The following is an 18,664-nucleotide window of genomic DNA, read 5'->3' on the forward strand; positions in this document are numbered from 1 at the left end:
TATTGATTGCATAGGCGGCTGTTAACTCTGGCTTAACGGTCGCCTGTCAGTCTCATTTCGAACCTCTTCGGGGCACGGAATGAGCAACCTTCGCCTAAAACTTTCGGCACCGCGTGTGGCCACCGCACCCGCCCAGCGGATGCGGTTGGGCCAATACCTAATCGCAGCAGGTGCCATTGGGCCTGATGATCTGCTACATGGGCTTGCGCTGCAACGCCGGATCGATGCGCCTTTGGGCGAGGTTCTGGCCGCCGAGGGGTTAATTTCCCCCGAAGATATCGTCAAAACCCTCGCCCGGCAGTATGGGGCGCAGCCTGTCGACCTGATCCGCAGCCCCTCTGACCCGCGGCTCTCTAAGCAGATACCCGTCACGATTTGCCTGAAATTTGGCGCGGTTCCTTGGCTGGAACTGGGCGACCGGCTTTTGGTGGCGACCGGACGACCCGGCGATTTTGCGCAGCTTTGCAGTGCTTTGGGCGAAAGGGGCGAAACCCTGATGCTGGTCGTTGCCGCCCCCCAGCATGTGCAGGCCCAAATCGGCAAGCTCTACGCGGCGGAACTCGCGCATCATGCTGCGACGCGCGTCCCTGCCCTAGAAAGCTGTCGAGACTGGGGCGCACACGGCAGGATCCGGCAATCTGCAACGGCAGCCCTGTGGCTGACCGCGGCCGCCTTGCTGTTGCTCTTTCCCTCGGCGGTCTTGGCAATAGCGCTTCTCTGGGGGGCGATCACACTGTTGATGACCAGCGCATTAAAAGCAGCGGCACTGTGGGGGGCGCTAAATCACCCGCGCCCGCCCCCTGCCCAGCCCAACCTCCGAGACCTAAAGGGATTTCGTCTGCCACGCGTCTCGGTCTTAGTGCCGCTTTTGCGCGAGAAAGAGATCGCGCAGGCGCTTATCGCGCGGCTTTCCCGACTTACCTATCCAAAGTCTCTTTTAGAAGTGGTTTTGGTTCTTGAGGCGAGCGACAAGGTTACCCGAAATACGATTGAACGCACCTCTCTTCCCCCGTGGATCACCGTGATCGAAGTGCCCGATGCCGGGGTGTTAAAGACCAAGCCCCGCGCGCTGAATTATGCGCTCGATTTTTGCCGGGGCAGTATCATTGGGGTCTGGGATGCCGAAGACGCGCCAGAGCCGGACCAGATCGAACAAGTCGTCACCCGCTTTCAAAATGCACCGAATAATATCGCCTGTTTACAAGGGGTTTTGGATTTCTACAACAGCCGCAGCAACTGGATGGCACGCTGTTTTACCATCGAATACGCCACATGGTGGCGCGTGATCCTGCCCGGCATCGCCCGGCTGGGGTTGGTTGTCCCTTTGGGTGGAACGACCCTGTTTTTCCGCCGTGATATCCTCGAACGTCTTGGCGCGTGGGACGCACATAACGTGACCGAGGATGCTGATTTGGGCCTGCGGCTGGCGCGGCATGGCTACGCCACCGAACTTTTGCCCACCGTCACCTTTGAAGAGGCGAACTGCCGTCCTTGGCCGTGGGTGCGACAACGTTCGCGCTGGCTTAAGGGATATCTGATTACATGGTGTGTCCATATGCGCAGGCCGCGGGCCTTGCTGGACGACCTTGGGCTGATCCGGTTCTTAGGCGTGCAGGCGACTTTCCTCGCCACGTTTTCGCAATTCGTTCTCGCCCCGCTTCTTTGGTCGCTCTGGCTTAGTTACTTTGGGCTATATCATCCGGTCACAGACTTTCTGTCTTCGACACTCATGACCGCGATCTTCACGCTTTTTATCCTATCGGAAATGCTGAACCTTTGCGCTTCGGCCATTGCAGTATCAAAAAGCGGCTACCGGCATTTGCTGCCATGGGTCATCACCCTGCCGCTCTATTTCACATTAGGGGCGATCTCCGCGGCCAAGGCGCTTTATGAACTGAACCGCAGCCCGCATTATTGGGACAAAACCGCCCATGGCCATGCCCTTCCCCGGGGCGGGCAACGCAAGCCTAAAACTCATCCTCGCGCCGGGCCGCTTCCTGCTTCAATCGGGTCATGAAAGCGACGGAGATATGGGTGCGCAATGCTTGATCTGCCCCATCTTCGTCACGCGCTTCGATCATCTGCACGATACGGTCATGCTCCACTTGGGCAATCTCGCCCCGGCCTTCTACCGCCAGCGACGATGTCGCCATAAGCGCCATCGAGCGATGCACAAGATCGAGCTGCTGCACCAGATAGCGGTTATGGGACGCGAGATGAATTTGCTTATGAAACCGCTTATTTGCCCGCGCCAACGCATTGGGGTTGCCCGCGAGCGTGTTGTCGGCGTCCACCATCTCGCGCAACACGCGCACCTCCTCGGCTGTGGCATGACGTGCGGCCAACCGTGCCGCCAGCCCTTCCAGTTCGCCGCGCACGACGTAAAGCTCGGCCATTTGGTTGTGATCCAGCGAGGCAACGATCAAGCTGCGCCCATCACGCACCAGTAGCGATTGCGTCTCAAGCCGTTGCAATGCCTCACGAATGGGCGTGCGCGATACGCCAAATCGGTCGGCCAACTCACTCTCAACCAACCGGTCACCGGGGCGATAGGTGCCGATGTCGATGGCCTCTAGTATCATCGAATAGGCGTCGGTCGGGCCGGTTTTGGCGTCGGGCATTGGGTACAAGTCCTTGAAAGTTGCGCCACCTTACTCACCGCGACCATATGCGCAACCCGGGAGGGCTTGCGCGGCTGCCCGTCTCGGCCTACCTCTGCGCCATGCCGCGCGATGCTTTCTCTCATGTCACCACTTGGGTCTTCGACCTTGATCAGACGCTCTACCCCCCCGAGGCGCGGCTTTTCGATCTGATCGAGGCGCGCATGGTCGACTGGGTGATGCGTGCGATCAAGGTGGATCGGGCCGAGGCCAATCACCTGCGCCAGCACTATTGGCAGACCTATGGCACCACGCTGGCAGGGCTGATGCGCGAACATGGCGTCGATCCCGGCCCCTACCTCACGGATGTGCATGACATCCCGATGGACCGGCTGACCCCCGACCCATTGCTGGCCCAAGCGATCCGCGTTCTGCCGGGGCGGCGCATCGTCTATACCAATGGCTGCGCTCCCTACGCCGAGCGGGTGCTGGAGGCGCGCGGGCTCACCGGTTTATTCGATGCGGTCTACGGCGTCGAACATGCGGATTTCCTGCCCAAACCCGAAGCCGCCGCCTATGACAAGGTCTTTGCCATCGACGGTTTCCAAACCGCAGCCGCCGCGATGTTTGAGGATGATCCACGCAACCTTGCGGCCCCGCACGCCTTGGGGATGTGCACAGTGCATGTGGCGCCCACACGTGGCGAAGGCGATCACATCCACTACCATACGCAAGACCTTTGCGAATTTCTAACACGGGTGGCGGGCTGATGACCTTTGATTGCGACATCCTGATTTCCGGCGGCGGCATCGCCGGACTGACTGCCGCGGCCGCTTTTGGCGCGGCGGGTTTCGATGTGATCTGCGTCGACCCCACACCACCCGTCACCGACGGCGCAGCCGAGGGCGCCGACATGCGCTCCACCGCGCTGCTGCAACCAGCCCGGCTGCTCTTGGAAGACGCCGGACTATGGGACCGCCTCGCCCCACATGCCGCCCCTTTGCAGATCATGCGGATCGTCGATGCGGGGGGCGAAGACCCGAGCCCCCGCGTCACCCGCGAGTTCGACGCCGCCGATATCTCAGATGCCCCCTTCGGCTGGAACTTCCCAAATTGGCTGCTGCGCCGTGAGCTGCTCACCCGCCTAAACGAGCTGCCCAACGTCGATTTCCGCCCCGGCACCGGCACCACGACACTCTTCACCCGGCAAAGCGAGGCCCGCGTGGGCCTGAGCGACGGCAGCCGGATCAGAACACGCTTGGTGATCGCTGCCGATGGGCGCAACAGCCCGATGCGCGAAGCGGCCGGGATCGAAGTTACCACCCGGCGCTACGGTCAAAAGGCGCTGGCCTTCTGCGTTACCCACCCGATCCCGCATGAGAATGTTTCGACCGAAGTGCACCGCTCCGGCGGCCCCTTCACCCTCGTCCCCCTGCCCGACCGCGACGGCATGCCCTGCTCTGCCGTGGTGTGGATGGACGACGGCCCCGCGACCCAAGCCCGCGTCACGCTGGATAACGCCGCTTTCGAGGCCGAAGCAACGGCGCGCTCGGCCAATCTCTTCGGGCCGCTGACCCTCGCCAGCCCCCGCGCGCTCTGGCCGATCATCAGCCAAGAGGCCAAGCGCCTCTCTGGCGAACGGCTGGCATTGGTGGCCGAAGCGGCACATGTGCTGCCCCCCATCGGCGCGCAGGGGTTGAACATGTCACTGACCGATCTGGCGACGCTGCTAGATTTGGCCCGCAAATCGCCCGGAACGCTCGGCGACGCTGACATGTTGGAGGCCTACCACAAGGCCCGCCACGCAGACATCAGCCTGCGCGTCCGGGGCATTGACCTGCTCAACCGAGCCAGCCAAGCCAGCAACCCACTGGCCCGCGATGCACGGGCGGCGGCGCTCAATGCGCTCTACGTCCTGCCCCAAGTGCGCAAGATGTTGATGCAGATGGGGCTGGGCCTGCACCGCTAACACGCGGCGCAGCCTGCCTTACAAAACCTCGTCGAGCACAGCCGTCAACCGTGCCACGGTCGCGTCAACGTCATAGAGCTTATCCAACCCGAACAGCCCAAGACGGAAGGTGCGGAAATCATCCGGCTCTCCCACCTGCAACGGCACCCCGGCAGCAATCTGCATGCCTTGAGCGGCAAAAGCCTTGCCGTTTTGCACATCCGGATCGGCGGTATAGCCGACCACCACGCCCGGCGCGGCGAAACCATCAGCAGCAACCGAAGTCACACCCCGTGCGGCCAGCGCCTGCCGCACCGCTTCCCCCAAACGCCACTGCGCCTCTTTCAACCGGTCAAACCCATAATCGCGGGTCTCTTTCACCGTATCACGGAACAGCCGCAGCGCATCCGTCGGCATGGTCGCATGATAAGCGTGCCCCCCGGCCTCATAGGCTTTCATAATGTCGCGCCACTTGCGCAGGTCGATGGCGAAACTGTCCGACGTCGTCTCGTTCAACCGCGCCTCCGCCCGCGCGGACATCATCACCAGCCCAGCGGAAGGCGACGCGCTCCACCCTTTCTGCGGGGCCGAGATCAACACATCGACGCCAAGTGCCTTCATATCCACCCAGACACAGCCCGAGGCGATGCAATCAAGCACCATCAACGCGCCGACCTCATGCGCCGCCGCGGCCATTTCTTTAATGTAGTCATCTGGCAGGATCATGCCCGAGCTGGTCTCCACATGCGGTGCAAACACGACCTGCGGTTTCTGCGCGCGAATAGCCGCGGTGACCTCTTCAATCGGCGCGGGCGCAAAGGGCGCGGGGCTGGCGTTGCCCTGCATCCGCGCCTTCATCACCTCGGCACTCTTGGTCAGATCGGCGCTCTCAATGATCTGGCTCCAACGGTAGGAAAACCACCCGTTGCGCACCACCAACACGTCTTGGCCGCGCGCGAATTGCCGGGCCACGGCCTCCATCGCATAGGTACCACCGCCGGGCACCAGCGCCACAGCGTCGGCGTTATAAACCTCGCCCAGCCAGCCCGAGAGGTCGCGCATGACCTGCTGAAATTCCGCCGACATGTGGTTGAGCGACCGGTCGGTAAAGACCACGCTGAATTCATCAAGCCCCGTGGGGTCTACCGTGTCGAGCAATGCCATCGTTCTTCCTCCATCTTTCGATCAAAGGCATATGGCCCGCCGACGCAAAAGGCAATTCGCGGCTAAAGCGGCCCTGGCAAACGCTCCTCGCTCAAAAGCACATTGGCCTCCACCTCTCCCGCGCCGGGCAGGGTCATGATCCGCCGCCTCAGCACACGCTCGAAGTCAGGCAGGTCCCGCGCCACGACCCGCAGACGGTAGTCGAAAAGTCCCAAGACATGCTCTACCGTCTGCACCTCGGGAATGGCCGAAACCGCCCGCTCGAAATCCTCCAAACTCACCCGGCCCCGCGTGGCCAGTTTGATGCCCAGAAAAACGGTCACGCCAAAACCCAACGCCTCGGCATTCAACCGCAACCGCCGACCCGAAATCGCGCCGCCCTCCTCCAGCCGCCTGATGCGCCGCCACGTTGCAGGCTGCGACAGACCAAACCGCCGCCCCAAGGCACTCGCACTCTGTGTGGCATCCCGCGCCAAAGCGCGCAGCAAGGCGCGGTCGATCTCATCAAGCTCAATCACAACGGCAGCCCCTCCTGCGTCTTGATCCGCGCCACATGCATCAACGCTTCGATCTCGGCGATATGCGGCAGGGTCAGAATGCGGCTGCGGTAAATCTGCTGATAATGCCCCATGTCCCGCGCGATGATCGACAGCCGCAGATCGACACGCCCCAAAAAGGTCTGCAACTCGATCACCTCAGGCACCTGCCGCGCCGCCGCCATGAATATGTCAAAGGCATTGGCCTGCGTTTTGTCCAGTGTCACCCGCAAGGACACTTCCAACGCATAACCAAGTGCGGCCCAATCAATCACCACACCGCTGCCCTGCACGATCCCCTGATCTTGCAGCCGCGCAATCCGTCGCGCCGCTTTGCCGGAGGTGATATTGCACCGCTCCGCCAGCTCCCCGGGGCTGAGACTCGGCTCCGCCTGCCAATAGCGCAAAATACGGCGATCCAGATCATCAAGCATGATATTTCCGTTTTACATCGAAACTACGAATAACTATCTTCATCCTTTCACAAATACCTCTGCGATGACAATGGCTCCTAGACGCAAGATCGCTATGGTGAACCCCAGATAGAGATCAACCAAAGGACAAGAACATGCGCGTTTACTACGACCGCGATTGCGACGTGAACCTCATCAAGGACAAAAAAGTAGCCATCCTCGGCTACGGTTCCCAAGGCCACGCCCACGCCCTGAATCTGCGCGATTCCGGTGCCAAGAACCTCGTCGTCGCCCTGCGCGAAGGCTCTGCCTCCGCCGCCAAGGCCGAAGGCGAAGGCCTCAAGGTCATGGGCATCGCCGAAGCGGCTGCTTGGGCCGACCTGATCATGTTCACAATGCCCGATGAACTTCAGGCCGAAACATACAAGAAATACGTGCATGACAACATCCGCGAAGGTGCCGCCATCGCATTCGCCCACGGTCTGAACGTCCACTTCGGCCTGATCGAGCCGAAAGAAGGCGTCGACGTGATCATGATGGCGCCCAAGGGCCCCGGCCACACCGTGCGCGGCGAATACACCAAAGGCGGCGGCGTGCCCTGCCTCGTGGCCGTCGACAAAGACGCCTCCGGCAAAGCGCTGGAAATCGGCCTCTCCTATTGCTCCGCCATCGGTGGCGGCCGTTCGGGCATCATCGAAACCAACTTCCGCGAAGAATGCGAAACCGACCTCTTCGGTGAGCAGGCCGTGCTTTGCGGAGGCTTGGTTGAACTGATCCGCATGGGCTTTGAGACACTGGTCGAAGCGGGCTACGCCCCTGAGATGGCCTATTTCGAGTGCCTCCACGAAGTGAAGCTGATCGTCGACCTGATCTATGAAGGCGGCATCGCCAACATGAACTACTCGATCTCGAACACCGCGGAATACGGCGAATATGTCTCAGGCCCCCGCATCCTGCCTTACGACGAGACCAAGAAGCGCATGAAAGACGTGCTGACGGACATCCAGAACGGCAAGTTCGTGCGCGACTTCATGCAAGAAAACGCCGTCGGCCAGCCTTCGTTCAAAGCCACACGTCGCATCAATGACGAACACCGCATCGAACAGGTCGGCGCGAAACTGCGTGAGATGATGCCTTGGATTTCCGCAGGCAAGATGGTGGACAAGGCCAAGAACTGAGCCATTTCCACCTACAGACAAGACGACATCGACCCCGGCCTCGCGCCGGGGTCTTTGCCTTCACGCCGGAGCCCCGATGAACACCACACCTCAGATCACCCGCACCAGTTGGCTGCTGATCGCCATTCTGGGCTTTGTCTGGGGCGGCACCTTTCTGGCCATCGAAATTGCACTTACGGGCATCACACCCTTCTGGCTCGCCGCCTCTCGGATCGGGTTTGCCTCGATGGTTATGCTTGCGCTATGGGCCGTGCGCGGTTTCGCGCTTTTTACAAAGCGCCCAACGCGCGGAAACGTCGCGATCCTAATCACCATCGGCATCATTAGCTCTGCCTTACCCTTCTCGCTGCTCGCATGGGGGCAACAATTTGTAACCTCTGGTTTTGCCGGGGTGACCATGGCCTCGGTTGCGCTGATCGTTCTGCCGCTGGCGCATTTCCTGCTTCCCGGCGAAAACATGACTCCGCGTAAAGTCGGCGGATTCGTCATCGGCTTTGTCGGCGTGGTGGTGCTGATTGGCGGCCAAGCATTTGAAAGCACGGGAGCCGCGATGGAAACTGCGGGGCGGATCGCCTGCGTCGGCGCAGCCTCGTGTTATGCCGTCAGTTCGATCCTTATGCGCCGCTTGCCGTCGGTCGACCCCATAGGGCTGGCCACAATCCTCATGCTGGTCGGCGCCAGTATCATGTTGCCTGCCGCTTTCCTCAGCGAAGGCCCGCCCCCCATGCCCGCGCCTAAAATTTTGGGTGTGTTGGCCTTTCTTGGCCTCGTCCCTACAGCAGGCGCAGCTTTCCTGCGGGTCTACGTGGTGCGCACTGCTGGGCCGGTCTTTATGTCCCTAGTGAATTACCAAGTGCCGGTCTGGTCGGTCCTTCTGGGTGCGCTGGTGCTGTCAGAACCGCTGCCGATGTCACTGCTTTATGCGATGGCGCTGATCCTCGCGGGGGTCGGGCTCAGCCAATACGGCGCGCTGAAACGGTTGTTCCAGCGCGGATAAAGTGGCTTAGCTGCCCACCGCCCGGTTCACGGCATCAACCACACTGTCCACAGCCCGTTCCATCAGCTCCGCATCCTCATGCTCTGCCATGACGCGCACCAAAGGCTCGGTGCCTGATTTGCGGATCAACAGCCGCCCACCCTGCGCCAGATCGGCCTCAGCCTGCGCGATGGCGGCCTTGACCTGTGTATCCTCCAACGGGGTCTGACCGGCAGAGAAACGCACGTTTTTCAGCAGTTGCGGCACCGGATCGAATTGATAAAGCAGTTCAGAGGCAGGCTTCCCCGAACGGACCATCTCGGCCAAAAACTGTAGCCCGGCCATCAGACCATCACCGGTGGTGGCGTGATCGGTCATGACGATATGGCCCGATTGTTCTCCGCCGAGGTTAAAGCCCCCCGCCCGCATCCGCTCCACCACATATCGGTCGCCAACGGCGGTCCGCTCCAGTTGCACACCGCGATCATTGAGAAACCGCTCAAGTCCAAGGTTGCTCATTACCGTGGCAACAAGCGACTTGTTCGCCAGCCGGCTATCCGCAGCCCAACGCGACGCCATCAGCGCCATGAACTGATCCCCGTCGCCAATCCGCCCATTCTGGTCGATCAAGATCACCCGATCCGCATCACCATCAAGGCAAATGCCGACGTCCGCGCCATTTGCGACCACGGCCTCGGCTGCGGATTGTGGTTGGGTAGACCCGCACCCATCATTGATGTTGAGGCCATTGGGTGCCACGCCCACAGGGATAACCGTGGCGCCTAATTCCCAGAGGGCCATGGGGGCGACGTGATAGGCCGCACCATGGGCACAATCGATCACCACTTTTAGCCCATCCAGACGCATCTGACGCGGGAAAGTCGATTTGACCCGCTCAATATAACGATAGCGGCTGTCGTCGATCCGCTTGGCGCGGCCGATCTGGTTGGGAGCCGTAGGCTCCACCCCCTCGGCGACCAGCGCCTCGATCTCCTGCTCAACTTGGTCAGAGAGTTTGAACCCATCCGGTCCGAAAAACTTGATACCATTGTCGCTGGCCGGATTGTGACTGGCCGAAATCATGACCCCCAAATCGGCCCGCATGGAGCGGGTCAAAAGCCCGACTGCCGGTGTCGGCACCGGACCAAGCAGCAGAACGTTCATCCCAGTGCTCGTCAGCCCAGCCGTCAAAGCGTTTTCAAACATATAGCCAGAAAGCCGGGTGTCTTTGCCGATCACCACACGGTGCACGGTATCCTTCTCGCGCCGGAAATATCGCCCAACAGCCGCGCCGATGCGCAACGCCATTTCGGCGGTCATGGGGTGAATATTGGCCGTGCCACGCACGCCATCGGTACCAAAAAGCTTTGTCATATTTGTTTTCCTGCCATGGCAGCACGGTAAAGTGCAATCGCCTGAATGGTTTGCGCTACGTCATGAACGCGTAAGAACTGTATCCCGTGGCTGAGCGCCGCCAGCGCCACGGCAATTGAACCGGGAGCACGGTCTGCGCCAGCCTCTCCTCCGCCGATAGTGCCTATGAACCGCTTACGCGACGCGCCCAGCAAAATCGGTACGCCAAGGCTGTGAAACAAGCTCAGCCGCGCCAACAGCGCAAGGTTATGCTCTAACGTTTTGCCAAAGCCGATGCCGGGGTCGGCGATAATATTGTGCCGCGCGATGCCTTGCGCCTCCAGCGCGGCGATGCGGTCGGCTAGGTAGTCATAGACATCAAGCAGCACGTCCTCATAGCGCGGATCACGTTGCATCGTCGCCGGATCACCCTGAGCGTGCATCACACAAACGGGCAGTTTCCGCGCCGCACAGAAAGGCGCAAGGGCGGGATCGAACGTAAGGGCGGCAACGTCATTGACCAGATCAGCCCCAGCCCCCACAGCGGCCTCGGCCACGGCGGCCTTGCGGCTGTCGATGCTGATCGCCCCTGTTCCTGCGGTGCGAAGCCCTGCGATAACTGGCACAATTCGGTCAATCTCTTCGCCCTCAGGCACCGTTTCGGCCCCCGGACGGGTCGATTCGCCGCCAACGTCGAGCATATCGACACCCGCCGCACGCATCGCCATGCCTGCCTCCACTGCAACTTGCGGATCAGCGTGACGGCCCCCATCGGAAAAACTGTCTGGTGTGGCGTTAAGGATGCCCATGACGCGCGGGCGGTCGAGGGCAAGCCCCGCAATAGGCGCACGCGTCGTGGTCAACGCGTCCAGGGCCGATTTGGGTAAATCCGCTGCCGAGATGACTTTCCCGGCGCGCGCACGCGACAGCACTTCAACATGGCTAAACCAACCCCAGCCACCTGCGAGGGACATAGCCCCTTCGGGTCGTGCCGGGTCGATTTGAACGAGGGGACGGAAGTAGTCTGCCATTACGCGATCTTTGCCGTATCGATCGACAGTGCGCGCGTCGGCAGCTCCGCAATCTCTGGGAGGGCAGCACCAACAATAAGCAGTTCCGTCGCAGCAAGGCTTGCCGCGAACCACGCCGCCAGCGCCGGTGCCTCATGCGGTGCAGCGGCAGGGCCGTCGACGGCATCCAGTACGATCCGCGAAGGGGCCCAGATGCATATCTGATCGTTTTTCATCGCCCAGTCCAGCTCTGTCCGGCTGCCCACAACGGCGCAGCGGGGGTCGCGGCCAAAGACCATCCAAGCGTTCTGTTCTATCGCCAGCAAATCAATATGGCGTTGCGCTTTTTCCTGCCCGGCCTGCGGCGTGGCGATGTCAGCCGGGCCGACGCACAAGATCACCGGCTGCGCCGACGCTTCCAACTGGTCAAGCCAGTCAATCAAATGGGGGGAGGTAATGGCAGCATTCGACAGATAGACGACAAGCGGTTGCGGCGTCTCAATCGCGGGGTCTTGCGGCGTGGCATCTCCGCCCCGTGCCCGCACGATCTCAACCCCAAGCGCGCCGGGGCCACGGTCCAACTTTTCGATTCGCACAAAGACCCGCATCGCCTGCGGCTCGACCAAGATCCGGTCTGCCACCCGCTCGGCCAGCGTCTCCAAAAGGTTGAGCCGTTCGGCAGCAAGCTCGGCGGCAATCGCCTCGGTCACACGGTCATACGAAAGGATGCGATCCACGTCGTCATCCACCACACCTGTCAGCGGCATCACTTCGACGACCACGTTAAAGCAGACCCGTTGGGTCACGTCCCGCTCGGCCTGAAAGGCGCCGATCTCTACTTCGACAATATGGTCACGCAGCGAAATCCGGTCGCGCGGCTCGGGCCCGGCCATCGTCTCGGCCCGCTCAGACGGATGCGCAAAGGCAAGTCGGATTTCGTCGGACATCGGCAGCGCCTATCGGATCAGGGTAACGGCCCCTCGGGGCGCTTCTTTAGCAGCTTTAACAGGCCCACCGCCAGCAGGCCAGCACCCCAAAGCGCGGCCCGCGCGAAATCAATTCGACGCGGTTTTCCAAGTGTGACGATAGAAAAGATGCTGACCGATCCGGGCCGTCTTGGTATAGACGCGCGCCCAGTTGGGGTTCACAGCAGTGGTGTGATAATGGGTCGCGCCATTGGTCAGCTTGGGCGCGGAACCGTCGATGATCGCACGCGCCACCTTAGAGACACGGGCAAAAGCGCGCGGTTCATTGATGACTTCTTTGTTGCCATCGCAGGTATATGTGAACTGGCACTGGTACTTGCGGCCCGTTCCTTGATTGATCACACCGCAAAGCGTACCGGGGAAGCGGGCCGATTTCACGCGGTTCATAATCACTTCGGCCACGGCGAACTGACCTTTGACGGTCTCACCGCGGGCTTCAAAGTAAAGCGCCTCGGCAAGACACTGCAACTCTGCGCTGGTTTTGGCCTTGGGCTGGCTGTCGATCCATGCCTTCGAGAACTTCACATCCGTCTCGCTGGCTGATGCAGGCTGCGCGACCATTTCCTGAAGCCGGGCTGCGCCCGCGGATTTCAGGCCCTGAATTTCGATCTGCGCAAGATTGCTGGCGCTCTCGGAACTGGCGACAGCGGCCAAGGGGGCGCTGCACACAGCAACGGATAACGCAAAAGAGATCGACCGGATAAAACGCATTATGCGCCTCGCATCATTGTTAGGGCTGCGGGGCGGATAGCCAAAAGGTTCCCGGTGGTAAACCCGGCCAGACGTTATGTGCAGAAACCCGCCGAATTATGGTATAAGTTGCGCTACGGCCCGCCGCCCCTACCCGATCTTGTGGGCAATGGCGAGTTGGGCGGCGGCCAAACGTGCAACCGGCACGCGAAACGGCGAACAAGAAACATAATCAAAGCCCGATTCGCGGCAAAAAGCGATGGATTCGGGGTTCCCGCCATGCTCCCCACAGATCGAAAGGGTGATTCCGGGCTGGGCTTTGCGCCCCCTTTCCGCCCCAAGCTGCAGCAATTCGCCGACCCCATCGGTGTCGAGCACATGGAAGGGATCCTCCGGGTAGACCCCTTGTTGGACGTAGTTCGACATAAAGCGGCCTGCGTCGTCGCGCGAGAGGCCGTAGGTCATCTGCGTCAGATCGTTGGTCCCGAAACTGAGAAAGGCGCAATGCGGCGCGATTTCCTCGGCACGCAAACAGGCGCGCGGGGTCTCTACCATGACGCCGAGGCGATAGGTAAAGCTCGCGTCACGCTCGCTGCGCACGGCGGCGGCCACGGCATCAACGCTGGCTTTGACCAATTCGACCTCGCGCCGGGCGCTGACCAGTGGGATCATGATCTCGGGCACCACAGGCTCACCATCCCGGCTGGCCTCAATGGTCGCTTCAAAGATCGCGCGGGCCTGCATTTCGTAGATTTCCGGCACCGTCACCCCGAGCCGCACGCCGCGCAGGCCCAGCATCGGGTTATACTCCGTCATCGCCGCCACGCGGCGCGTCACGTCGGACATCTGGAGGCCAAGCGCCTCGGCCAATTCGCGCTGCCCGGCCTTGTCGGAAGGCAGGAATTCATGCAGCGGCGGATCGAACAGGCGAATGCAGACAGGTTGCCCCTGCATGATGCGGAACAACTGGGTAAAATCCTCGCGCTGCATGGGCAGCAGGCGTTCCAGCACGGCGCGGCGGTCTTCGCCGCTTTCGGCAAAGATCATCTCGCGCATCACGGTCAGGCGACCGGGCTCAAAAAACATATGTTCGGTGCGGCAAAGCCCGATGCCATGGGCGTTGAAATTGCGCGCGGTCTGCGCATCGGCTGGCGTGTCGGCATTGGCGCGAATGCCGATGTCGGCCACATCCTCGGCCCAGCCCATCAGCCGGGTGAAGGTATCGTCAAGTGCGGCTTCTTGCATCTTGGCCGCCCCGGCCAGCACCTGCCCGGTCGAGCCGTCGACGGTGATCTGATCCCCTTCGACAAAGACCCGCCCATCAGGGGCGATGATCTGCCGCTGGGTAACGATAAAGCGCATGTTCGACGCACCGACAACGCAAGGAAGCCCCATGCCGCGCCCAATCACCGCCGCATGGCTGGTGATGCCGCCGCGTTCGGTCAGCACGGCGGCAGCGGCATGCATGCCGCGAATATCCTCAGGCGAGGTCTCACGCCGGACGAGGATGCAAGGCTCCCCCCGCGCGGCGCTGGCCTGCGCGTCGCTGGCGGAAAAGACGATCCGCCCCGTCGCCGCACCCGGGCTGGCCGCGATGCCGCGCCCGATCACGTCGCGTTTGGCGCTTGGGTCAACCTGACGGTGAAGCAGTTCCGACAGAGTGCGCGGTTGCACCCGCATGAGCGCTTCCTCGCGGCTAATGATCCCTTCGTCGGCCAGCGCCACAGCGATCCGCACGGCGGCCCGAGAGGAACGCGCGACCTTCACACCGTCCAAGATATGCAGCTTGCCTTGATCGATAACAAACTCGACCTGCATCTCGGCCCGAAGCCTCTTGCGCATCAGCGCCGCGTGATCCTTCAATTCCGCAAAGGCATCGGGCACCAGCTCTTCCAACGACGGCCCGCGCGGATCACGGGTGAGATACATCGCTGCGGCATCACCCTCCAGCGCATCGCGGCCTTGGCTTTGGCTGAGGTATCGCCCGGTGATTTGCGGCAGGCCGGTATCGCTATCGACCAGTTGCAACACACCCGAGCCGCACTGCCCCTGCCCCACACCAAAGGCCATTTCCTGAACCACCAGCCCCAACCCCGCATCCGCAGGCGCGCCCTTAGCCTGCCGGAGCAGCCGCGCCGAGGTCCCGTTCCACGCCCGCGCCATGGAGCGCAGCACAGCAGCAAGCTGGGTCGCCGGGTCTTGGGGGAAACGCTCTTCCGTCTCGGCTTCATAAGCGCGCAAGGAGGCCATCAGCGCCGCGCGGCCATCGCCGTTCACATCGTCGAACATATCCGGATCCAGCCGCGCGACATTGACCGCATAGGACTGCACAAACCGCGAATAAAGCGCCGCTGCCGGGCCTTCGCCGATGGTGCCCGCGTAGCTTTCAAAGAGCGCGTCGTTGATCCCGATGTTCAACACCGCGCCCGGCCCGCCCCAATCAGGGTCTTGGCTGGAGGGCCGCACACAAAGAAGCGCCCCTTTGGGGAACTGATCGACCACTCCCTGCACATCAGGCATCTGCCCCCGCGCGATCTGCTGCACCGCGTCAAATGACAGCGCAATGGTCCGTGGCACCGGCAGGTCGAGCCGCACAAGACGTTGCAGGCATTTGGCCCGCCCGCCGTGGGTGGTATTGGCAATCGGCGCGGTGGGGGTCACCAGCGTGGTATGGGGATCATTCTGCACTGCGGCACCTTAATCGTTCCGGTGCAGCATAGGGGTTGAGGCAGAAGGGGCAAGTGATCTCGCCCCCTCCGCGGTCAGCCGTCCAGTTTGGTCAAGTCCGCCACGGCACTACAGATCGTGCGAATGCGGCTCAGCAGATTAAGCCGGTTGCGCCGCACTGTGGGGTTGTCGGCATTGACCTGCACCGCTTCAAAAAAAGCATCAATCGGCCCGCGCAATTCGGCCATGGCCGCCATCGCGGTCGAGAAATCCTGCGCGGCCATCGCCGAGGTGATCTTGGCCTCGGCTTTGTCGAGCGCGGCGAAGAGGTCTTTTTCAGCATCCGTCTCGGCAAACTTCGGATCAGCGCCGAAGGAGTATTCCACGCCATCGGCCTCTTCGGCTTGGCTGAGGATGTTGTTGGCGCGCTTGAAGCCTTGGATCAGGTTCTCGCCGTCGTCGGTTTTCAGCGTCTCCGACAGGGCGCGGGCGCGTTTGACCAAGAGGGTCAGGTCTTCGCTGCCGTCCATAGCGATACAGGCGTCGATGACGTCGTGACGGATGCCTAGGTCGCGCAGGTAGACTTTGAGGCGGTCGTGGATGAAGCCCCGAATATCCGCGATATCAGCCCGGCCTGCATCGCGGTCTCCGACGATCTCGGCGCTTTGCCCCAGCACGTCGTTCAGCGACAGCGACACATCATTCTCCAACAAAATCCGAATAACCCCCAAAGCTGCACGCCGCAGCGCAAAGGGGTCCTTGCTCCCGGTGGGTTTCTCATCAATCGCCCAAAAGCCGGTCAGCTTGTCGATCTTCTCGGCCAAAGCCACAGCGATCGACACCGGCGCTGTTGGCACGTCATCGGACGGCCCTAGCGGCGCGTAGTGATCTTTCGCTGCATCGGCCACGGCATCCGACATCCCCGCCTTGCGCGCGTAATAGCTGCCCATCAGGCCCTGCAATTCGGGGAATTCATAGACCATTTCGGAGCTGAGGTCGGCCTTGGCCACCCGCGCCGCCTGCTCGGCCTCATCGGCGTCGGCGCCGACCAGCGGCGCCAATTCGCGCGAGAGAGTGGCCATGCGGTCGATCAACTCGGCCTGGGTGCCGAGCTTGTTGTGGAAGGTAACGTTTTCCAGCGCTTTGACCCAAGTCTCCATCCCCGCGCCCGAGGTCACGGTGCGCAGGTCATTGTCCCAGAAGAACTTCGCATCCGACAGCCGCGCGCCCAGCACTTTTTCGTTGCCGGTAAGGATCGTGGCACCCTCGTCGGCGGTTGTGCGGTTGGCAACGGTGACGAAACGCTCGATCTGACCCGACTTCGGATTGCGGACCGAGAAGAACTTTTGGTGCTCTTTCATCGACGTTTGCAGCACCTCGGGCGGCAGTCCGAGGAAATCCTCGCCGATGCGGCCCATCAGCACGACGGGGTATTCAACCAGCCCGGCAACTTCGGCCAGAAGCCCTGCGTCCTCAACCACTTCCAACCCGGCGGCGAAGGCCATGTTGGTCGCGTCATGCCAAATCGTATCGGCCCGCGCCGCGGGGTCGAGCACGACAAAGGCGCGTGAGAGTTTGTCTTGATAATCCTCGAACCCCGAGACTTCGATCTCAGCCGGTGCAAGGAAACGGTGCCCGCGTGTGGTGTTGCCAGCGGCGATGCCGTCGATGGTCAGCGGCACAACCTCGGCCCCGGCCTCATCGCTGATGACGCAAAGGATCGAATGCAGCGGGCGAACCCATTTGAGGCTCCCCGTGCCCCACCGCATCGACTTTGGCCAGGGGAAGTTGCGGATGGTTTGTTCCAGCACTTCGGCCACGATCTCAGCCGCCGGGCGGCCCGGCTTTTCGATCTTGGCAAAGAGGATCTTGCCCTTGGGCGTGTCGCGTTCCTCTAACTGATCACGGGTCAGACCAGCACCGCGCAAAAAACCTTCGATGGCTTTCTCGGGCGCGTCGGCTTTCGGGCCTTTGCGTTCTTCCACCTGTCGCGGGCTGGCGGCAAGCATATCGCCAAGCGCCAGGGTCAGTCGGCGCGGGGTGGTGAAAACGGCGGCGGAGCCATAGGTCAAACCAGCTTCGACCAGACCGTTGGTCACCAGCTTTTGCAGGTCTTCACCAGCACGTTTCTGCATCCGCGCAGGGATTTCTTCGGAGAAAAGTTCAATCAGCAGATCTGGCACGGGCGGCCCCCAATTCTTGCCGCGACGGCGGCGTCTCATCGGGGGCTTGGATAACGAGTGCTAGGCGGAGGGTCTAGCCCCCCGCCCTGCGTTTAATCCAACAAGGTGCGGATATCGGGGTCGGAGAATTTCGGCACTACCCGGTAGGCAGCCTCAACGAAGTTATAGATCGCAAAACCGATCAGCCCCAACCCGGCACCGCCAAGCAAAAAACGCCCAAAGGCCATGCTGCGCAGGTCTTGCAACGCTTTGCCCAAACCGCCCGCCTGTTCGGGATTGGCCGTGAGTGCGGCATAACCTAATGACCCGGCAACCAACGCCATCATGATACCATAGACAACGAGGCCGATGGTCAGAATAGGGTCAATGCTTTCGGTGAAATGTGTGCGGGCCAGATGGCCTTTGTAGCTCCCACTCCAGCCTTTGTAGGCATAATAGATACCCGCGCCGAGCAAGATCAGCGCAATCGCTGACACGACATAGCGGCCCATCGGCATCGACATCAGCTTTTGTGTCCAGTCTTGCGTGGTGTCGCCGCCGCTGTTCTTCCCACTCATCGCCAGCGCCAATACTGAAACGCCGATACCGCCGTGGATCAGCCCAGTGGTGATTTGCCCCAGCCGCGCAATTAGCCCCTTGGGATCAGTTCCTTGATTTTCGACGTCCTGCACCCCAGCAACCACACGCCATACCAAATAGGCCAGCAACCCGACCCCAATAGCAAGAAGCGCTGGCACCCCGTAGGGTTCGTCCCGCAGTGCAGCGAGGGCATCTTTGGTACCTGAAGCTTGAGTCGATTTGAACGCGGCCAGCAGCGCCAGACTGCCGATGATCGTATAGATTACGCCCCGCGCGCCATAGCCCGCGCGCATCACCCACTTCAGTCCTTCATGTGATTTGTCTGTCACCCGTGCCCCCGTTCTAATGGAGAACAAGCGTTCGGCGCGGGCAAAAGGTTCC

At 61.5% G+C, this 18,664-nt stretch carries 16 protein-coding genes; 5 read left to right on the plus strand and 11 right to left on the minus strand.

What is annotated here, in order from left to right; genetic code table 11:
• Positions 1 to 79 precede the first annotated feature (79 nt).
• Positions 80 to 2,017, plus strand: coding sequence for a glycosyltransferase (locus BM229_RS05625; RefSeq protein ID WP_093926652.1), 1,938 nt, complete (start codon positions 80 to 82; stop codon positions 2,015 to 2,017).
• Here BM229_RS05625 and BM229_RS05630 read toward each other — a convergent pair.
• Positions 1,968 to 2,621 (minus strand): GntR family transcriptional regulator, encoded by a 654-nt coding sequence (locus tag BM229_RS05630; protein WP_093926653.1) that lies wholly within the window; start codon positions 2,619 to 2,621, stop codon positions 1,968 to 1,970. The two genes, BM229_RS05625 and BM229_RS05630, sit on opposite strands and share 50 nt — an antisense overlap.
• Positions 2,622 to 2,722: 101 nt before the next feature.
• Here BM229_RS05630 and BM229_RS05635 point away from each other — a divergent pair, with 101 nt between their 5' ends.
• The gene (locus BM229_RS05635) at positions 2,723 to 3,370 is read left to right on the plus strand and encodes a pyrimidine 5'-nucleotidase (RefSeq protein ID WP_093927229.1); all 648 of its coding nucleotides are present in this window, start codon (positions 2,723 to 2,725) and stop codon (positions 3,368 to 3,370) included.
• The gene (locus BM229_RS05640; protein WP_093926654.1) at positions 3,370 to 4,569 is read left to right on the plus strand and encodes a UbiH/UbiF family hydroxylase; all 1,200 of its coding nucleotides are present in this window, start codon (positions 3,370 to 3,372) and stop codon (positions 4,567 to 4,569) included. The genes BM229_RS05635 and BM229_RS05640 overlap by 1 nt, the downstream gene beginning before the upstream one ends.
• Before the next feature lie 18 nt (positions 4,570 to 4,587).
• Here BM229_RS05640 and BM229_RS05645 read toward each other — a convergent pair whose 3' ends face one another.
• From BM229_RS05645 to BM229_RS05655, 3 genes are all read right to left on the minus strand, one after another.
• Entirely contained in the window at positions 4,588 to 5,712 is a 1,125-nt protein-coding gene (locus BM229_RS05645; RefSeq protein WP_093926655.1) for an aminotransferase class V-fold PLP-dependent enzyme, read from the minus strand.
• Positions 5,713 to 5,774: 62 nt separating this feature from the next.
• The gene (locus tag BM229_RS05650) at positions 5,775 to 6,230 is read right to left on the minus strand and encodes an Lrp/AsnC family transcriptional regulator (RefSeq protein ID WP_093926656.1); all 456 of its coding nucleotides are present in this window, start codon (positions 6,228 to 6,230) and stop codon (positions 5,775 to 5,777) included.
• Positions 6,227 to 6,682, minus strand: coding sequence for an Lrp/AsnC family transcriptional regulator (locus BM229_RS05655; protein ID WP_093926657.1), 456 nt, complete (start codon positions 6,680 to 6,682; stop codon positions 6,227 to 6,229). The genes BM229_RS05650 and BM229_RS05655 overlap by 4 nt, the downstream gene beginning before the upstream one ends.
• Positions 6,683 to 6,816: 134 nt before the next feature.
• On the opposite strand from BM229_RS05655, the gene ilvC reads away from it, so the two are divergent.
• A complete protein-coding gene (ilvC, locus tag BM229_RS05660) occupies positions 6,817 to 7,839 on the plus strand; it encodes a ketol-acid reductoisomerase (RefSeq protein ID WP_067622701.1) in 1,023 nt (340 codons plus the stop codon).
• A gap of 76 nt (positions 7,840 to 7,915) precedes the next feature.
• The gene (locus BM229_RS05665) at positions 7,916 to 8,836 is read left to right on the plus strand and encodes a DMT family transporter (RefSeq protein ID WP_093926658.1); all 921 of its coding nucleotides are present in this window, start codon (positions 7,916 to 7,918) and stop codon (positions 8,834 to 8,836) included.
• 6 nt (positions 8,837 to 8,842) lie between these two features.
• Here the strand turns inward: BM229_RS05665 and glmM are convergent, their stop codons facing one another.
• The 7 genes from glmM to BM229_RS05700 form a co-directional block, all read right to left on the minus strand.
• Complete coding sequence (gene glmM, locus BM229_RS05670) at positions 8,843 to 10,189, minus strand: phosphoglucosamine mutase (RefSeq protein WP_093926659.1); 1,347 nt, start codon at positions 10,187 to 10,189, stop codon at positions 8,843 to 8,845.
• Complete coding sequence (gene folP, locus BM229_RS05675) at positions 10,186 to 11,199, minus strand: dihydropteroate synthase (RefSeq protein ID WP_093926660.1); 1,014 nt, start codon at positions 11,197 to 11,199, stop codon at positions 10,186 to 10,188. The genes glmM and folP overlap by 4 nt, the downstream gene beginning before the upstream one ends.
• The gene (locus BM229_RS05680; RefSeq protein ID WP_093926661.1) at positions 11,199 to 12,125 is read right to left on the minus strand and encodes a dihydroneopterin aldolase; all 927 of its coding nucleotides are present in this window, start codon (positions 12,123 to 12,125) and stop codon (positions 11,199 to 11,201) included. The genes folP and BM229_RS05680 overlap by 1 nt, the downstream gene beginning before the upstream one ends.
• 108 nt (positions 12,126 to 12,233) lie before the next feature.
• A complete protein-coding gene (locus tag BM229_RS05685; protein WP_093926662.1) occupies positions 12,234 to 12,875 on the minus strand; it encodes a cell wall hydrolase in 642 nt (213 codons plus the stop codon).
• Between the two features lie 129 nt (positions 12,876 to 13,004).
• Positions 13,005 to 15,542, minus strand: coding sequence for a putative PEP-binding protein (locus BM229_RS05690; protein WP_093926663.1), 2,538 nt, complete (start codon positions 15,540 to 15,542; stop codon positions 13,005 to 13,007).
• Between the two features lie 74 nt (positions 15,543 to 15,616).
• Complete coding sequence (glyS, locus tag BM229_RS05695) at positions 15,617 to 17,704, minus strand: glycine--tRNA ligase subunit beta (RefSeq protein WP_093927230.1); 2,088 nt, start codon at positions 17,702 to 17,704, stop codon at positions 15,617 to 15,619.
• Between the two features lie 92 nt (positions 17,705 to 17,796).
• The gene (locus BM229_RS05700) at positions 17,797 to 18,612 is read right to left on the minus strand and encodes a DUF1206 domain-containing protein (RefSeq protein WP_244152118.1); all 816 of its coding nucleotides are present in this window, start codon (positions 18,610 to 18,612) and stop codon (positions 17,797 to 17,799) included.
• Between the last annotated feature and the right edge of the window lie 52 nt (positions 18,613 to 18,664).

It is taken from the genome of Sulfitobacter dubius, from assembly GCF_900113435.1.
Lineage (GTDB): Bacteria > Pseudomonadota > Alphaproteobacteria > Rhodobacterales > Rhodobacteraceae > Sulfitobacter > Sulfitobacter dubius.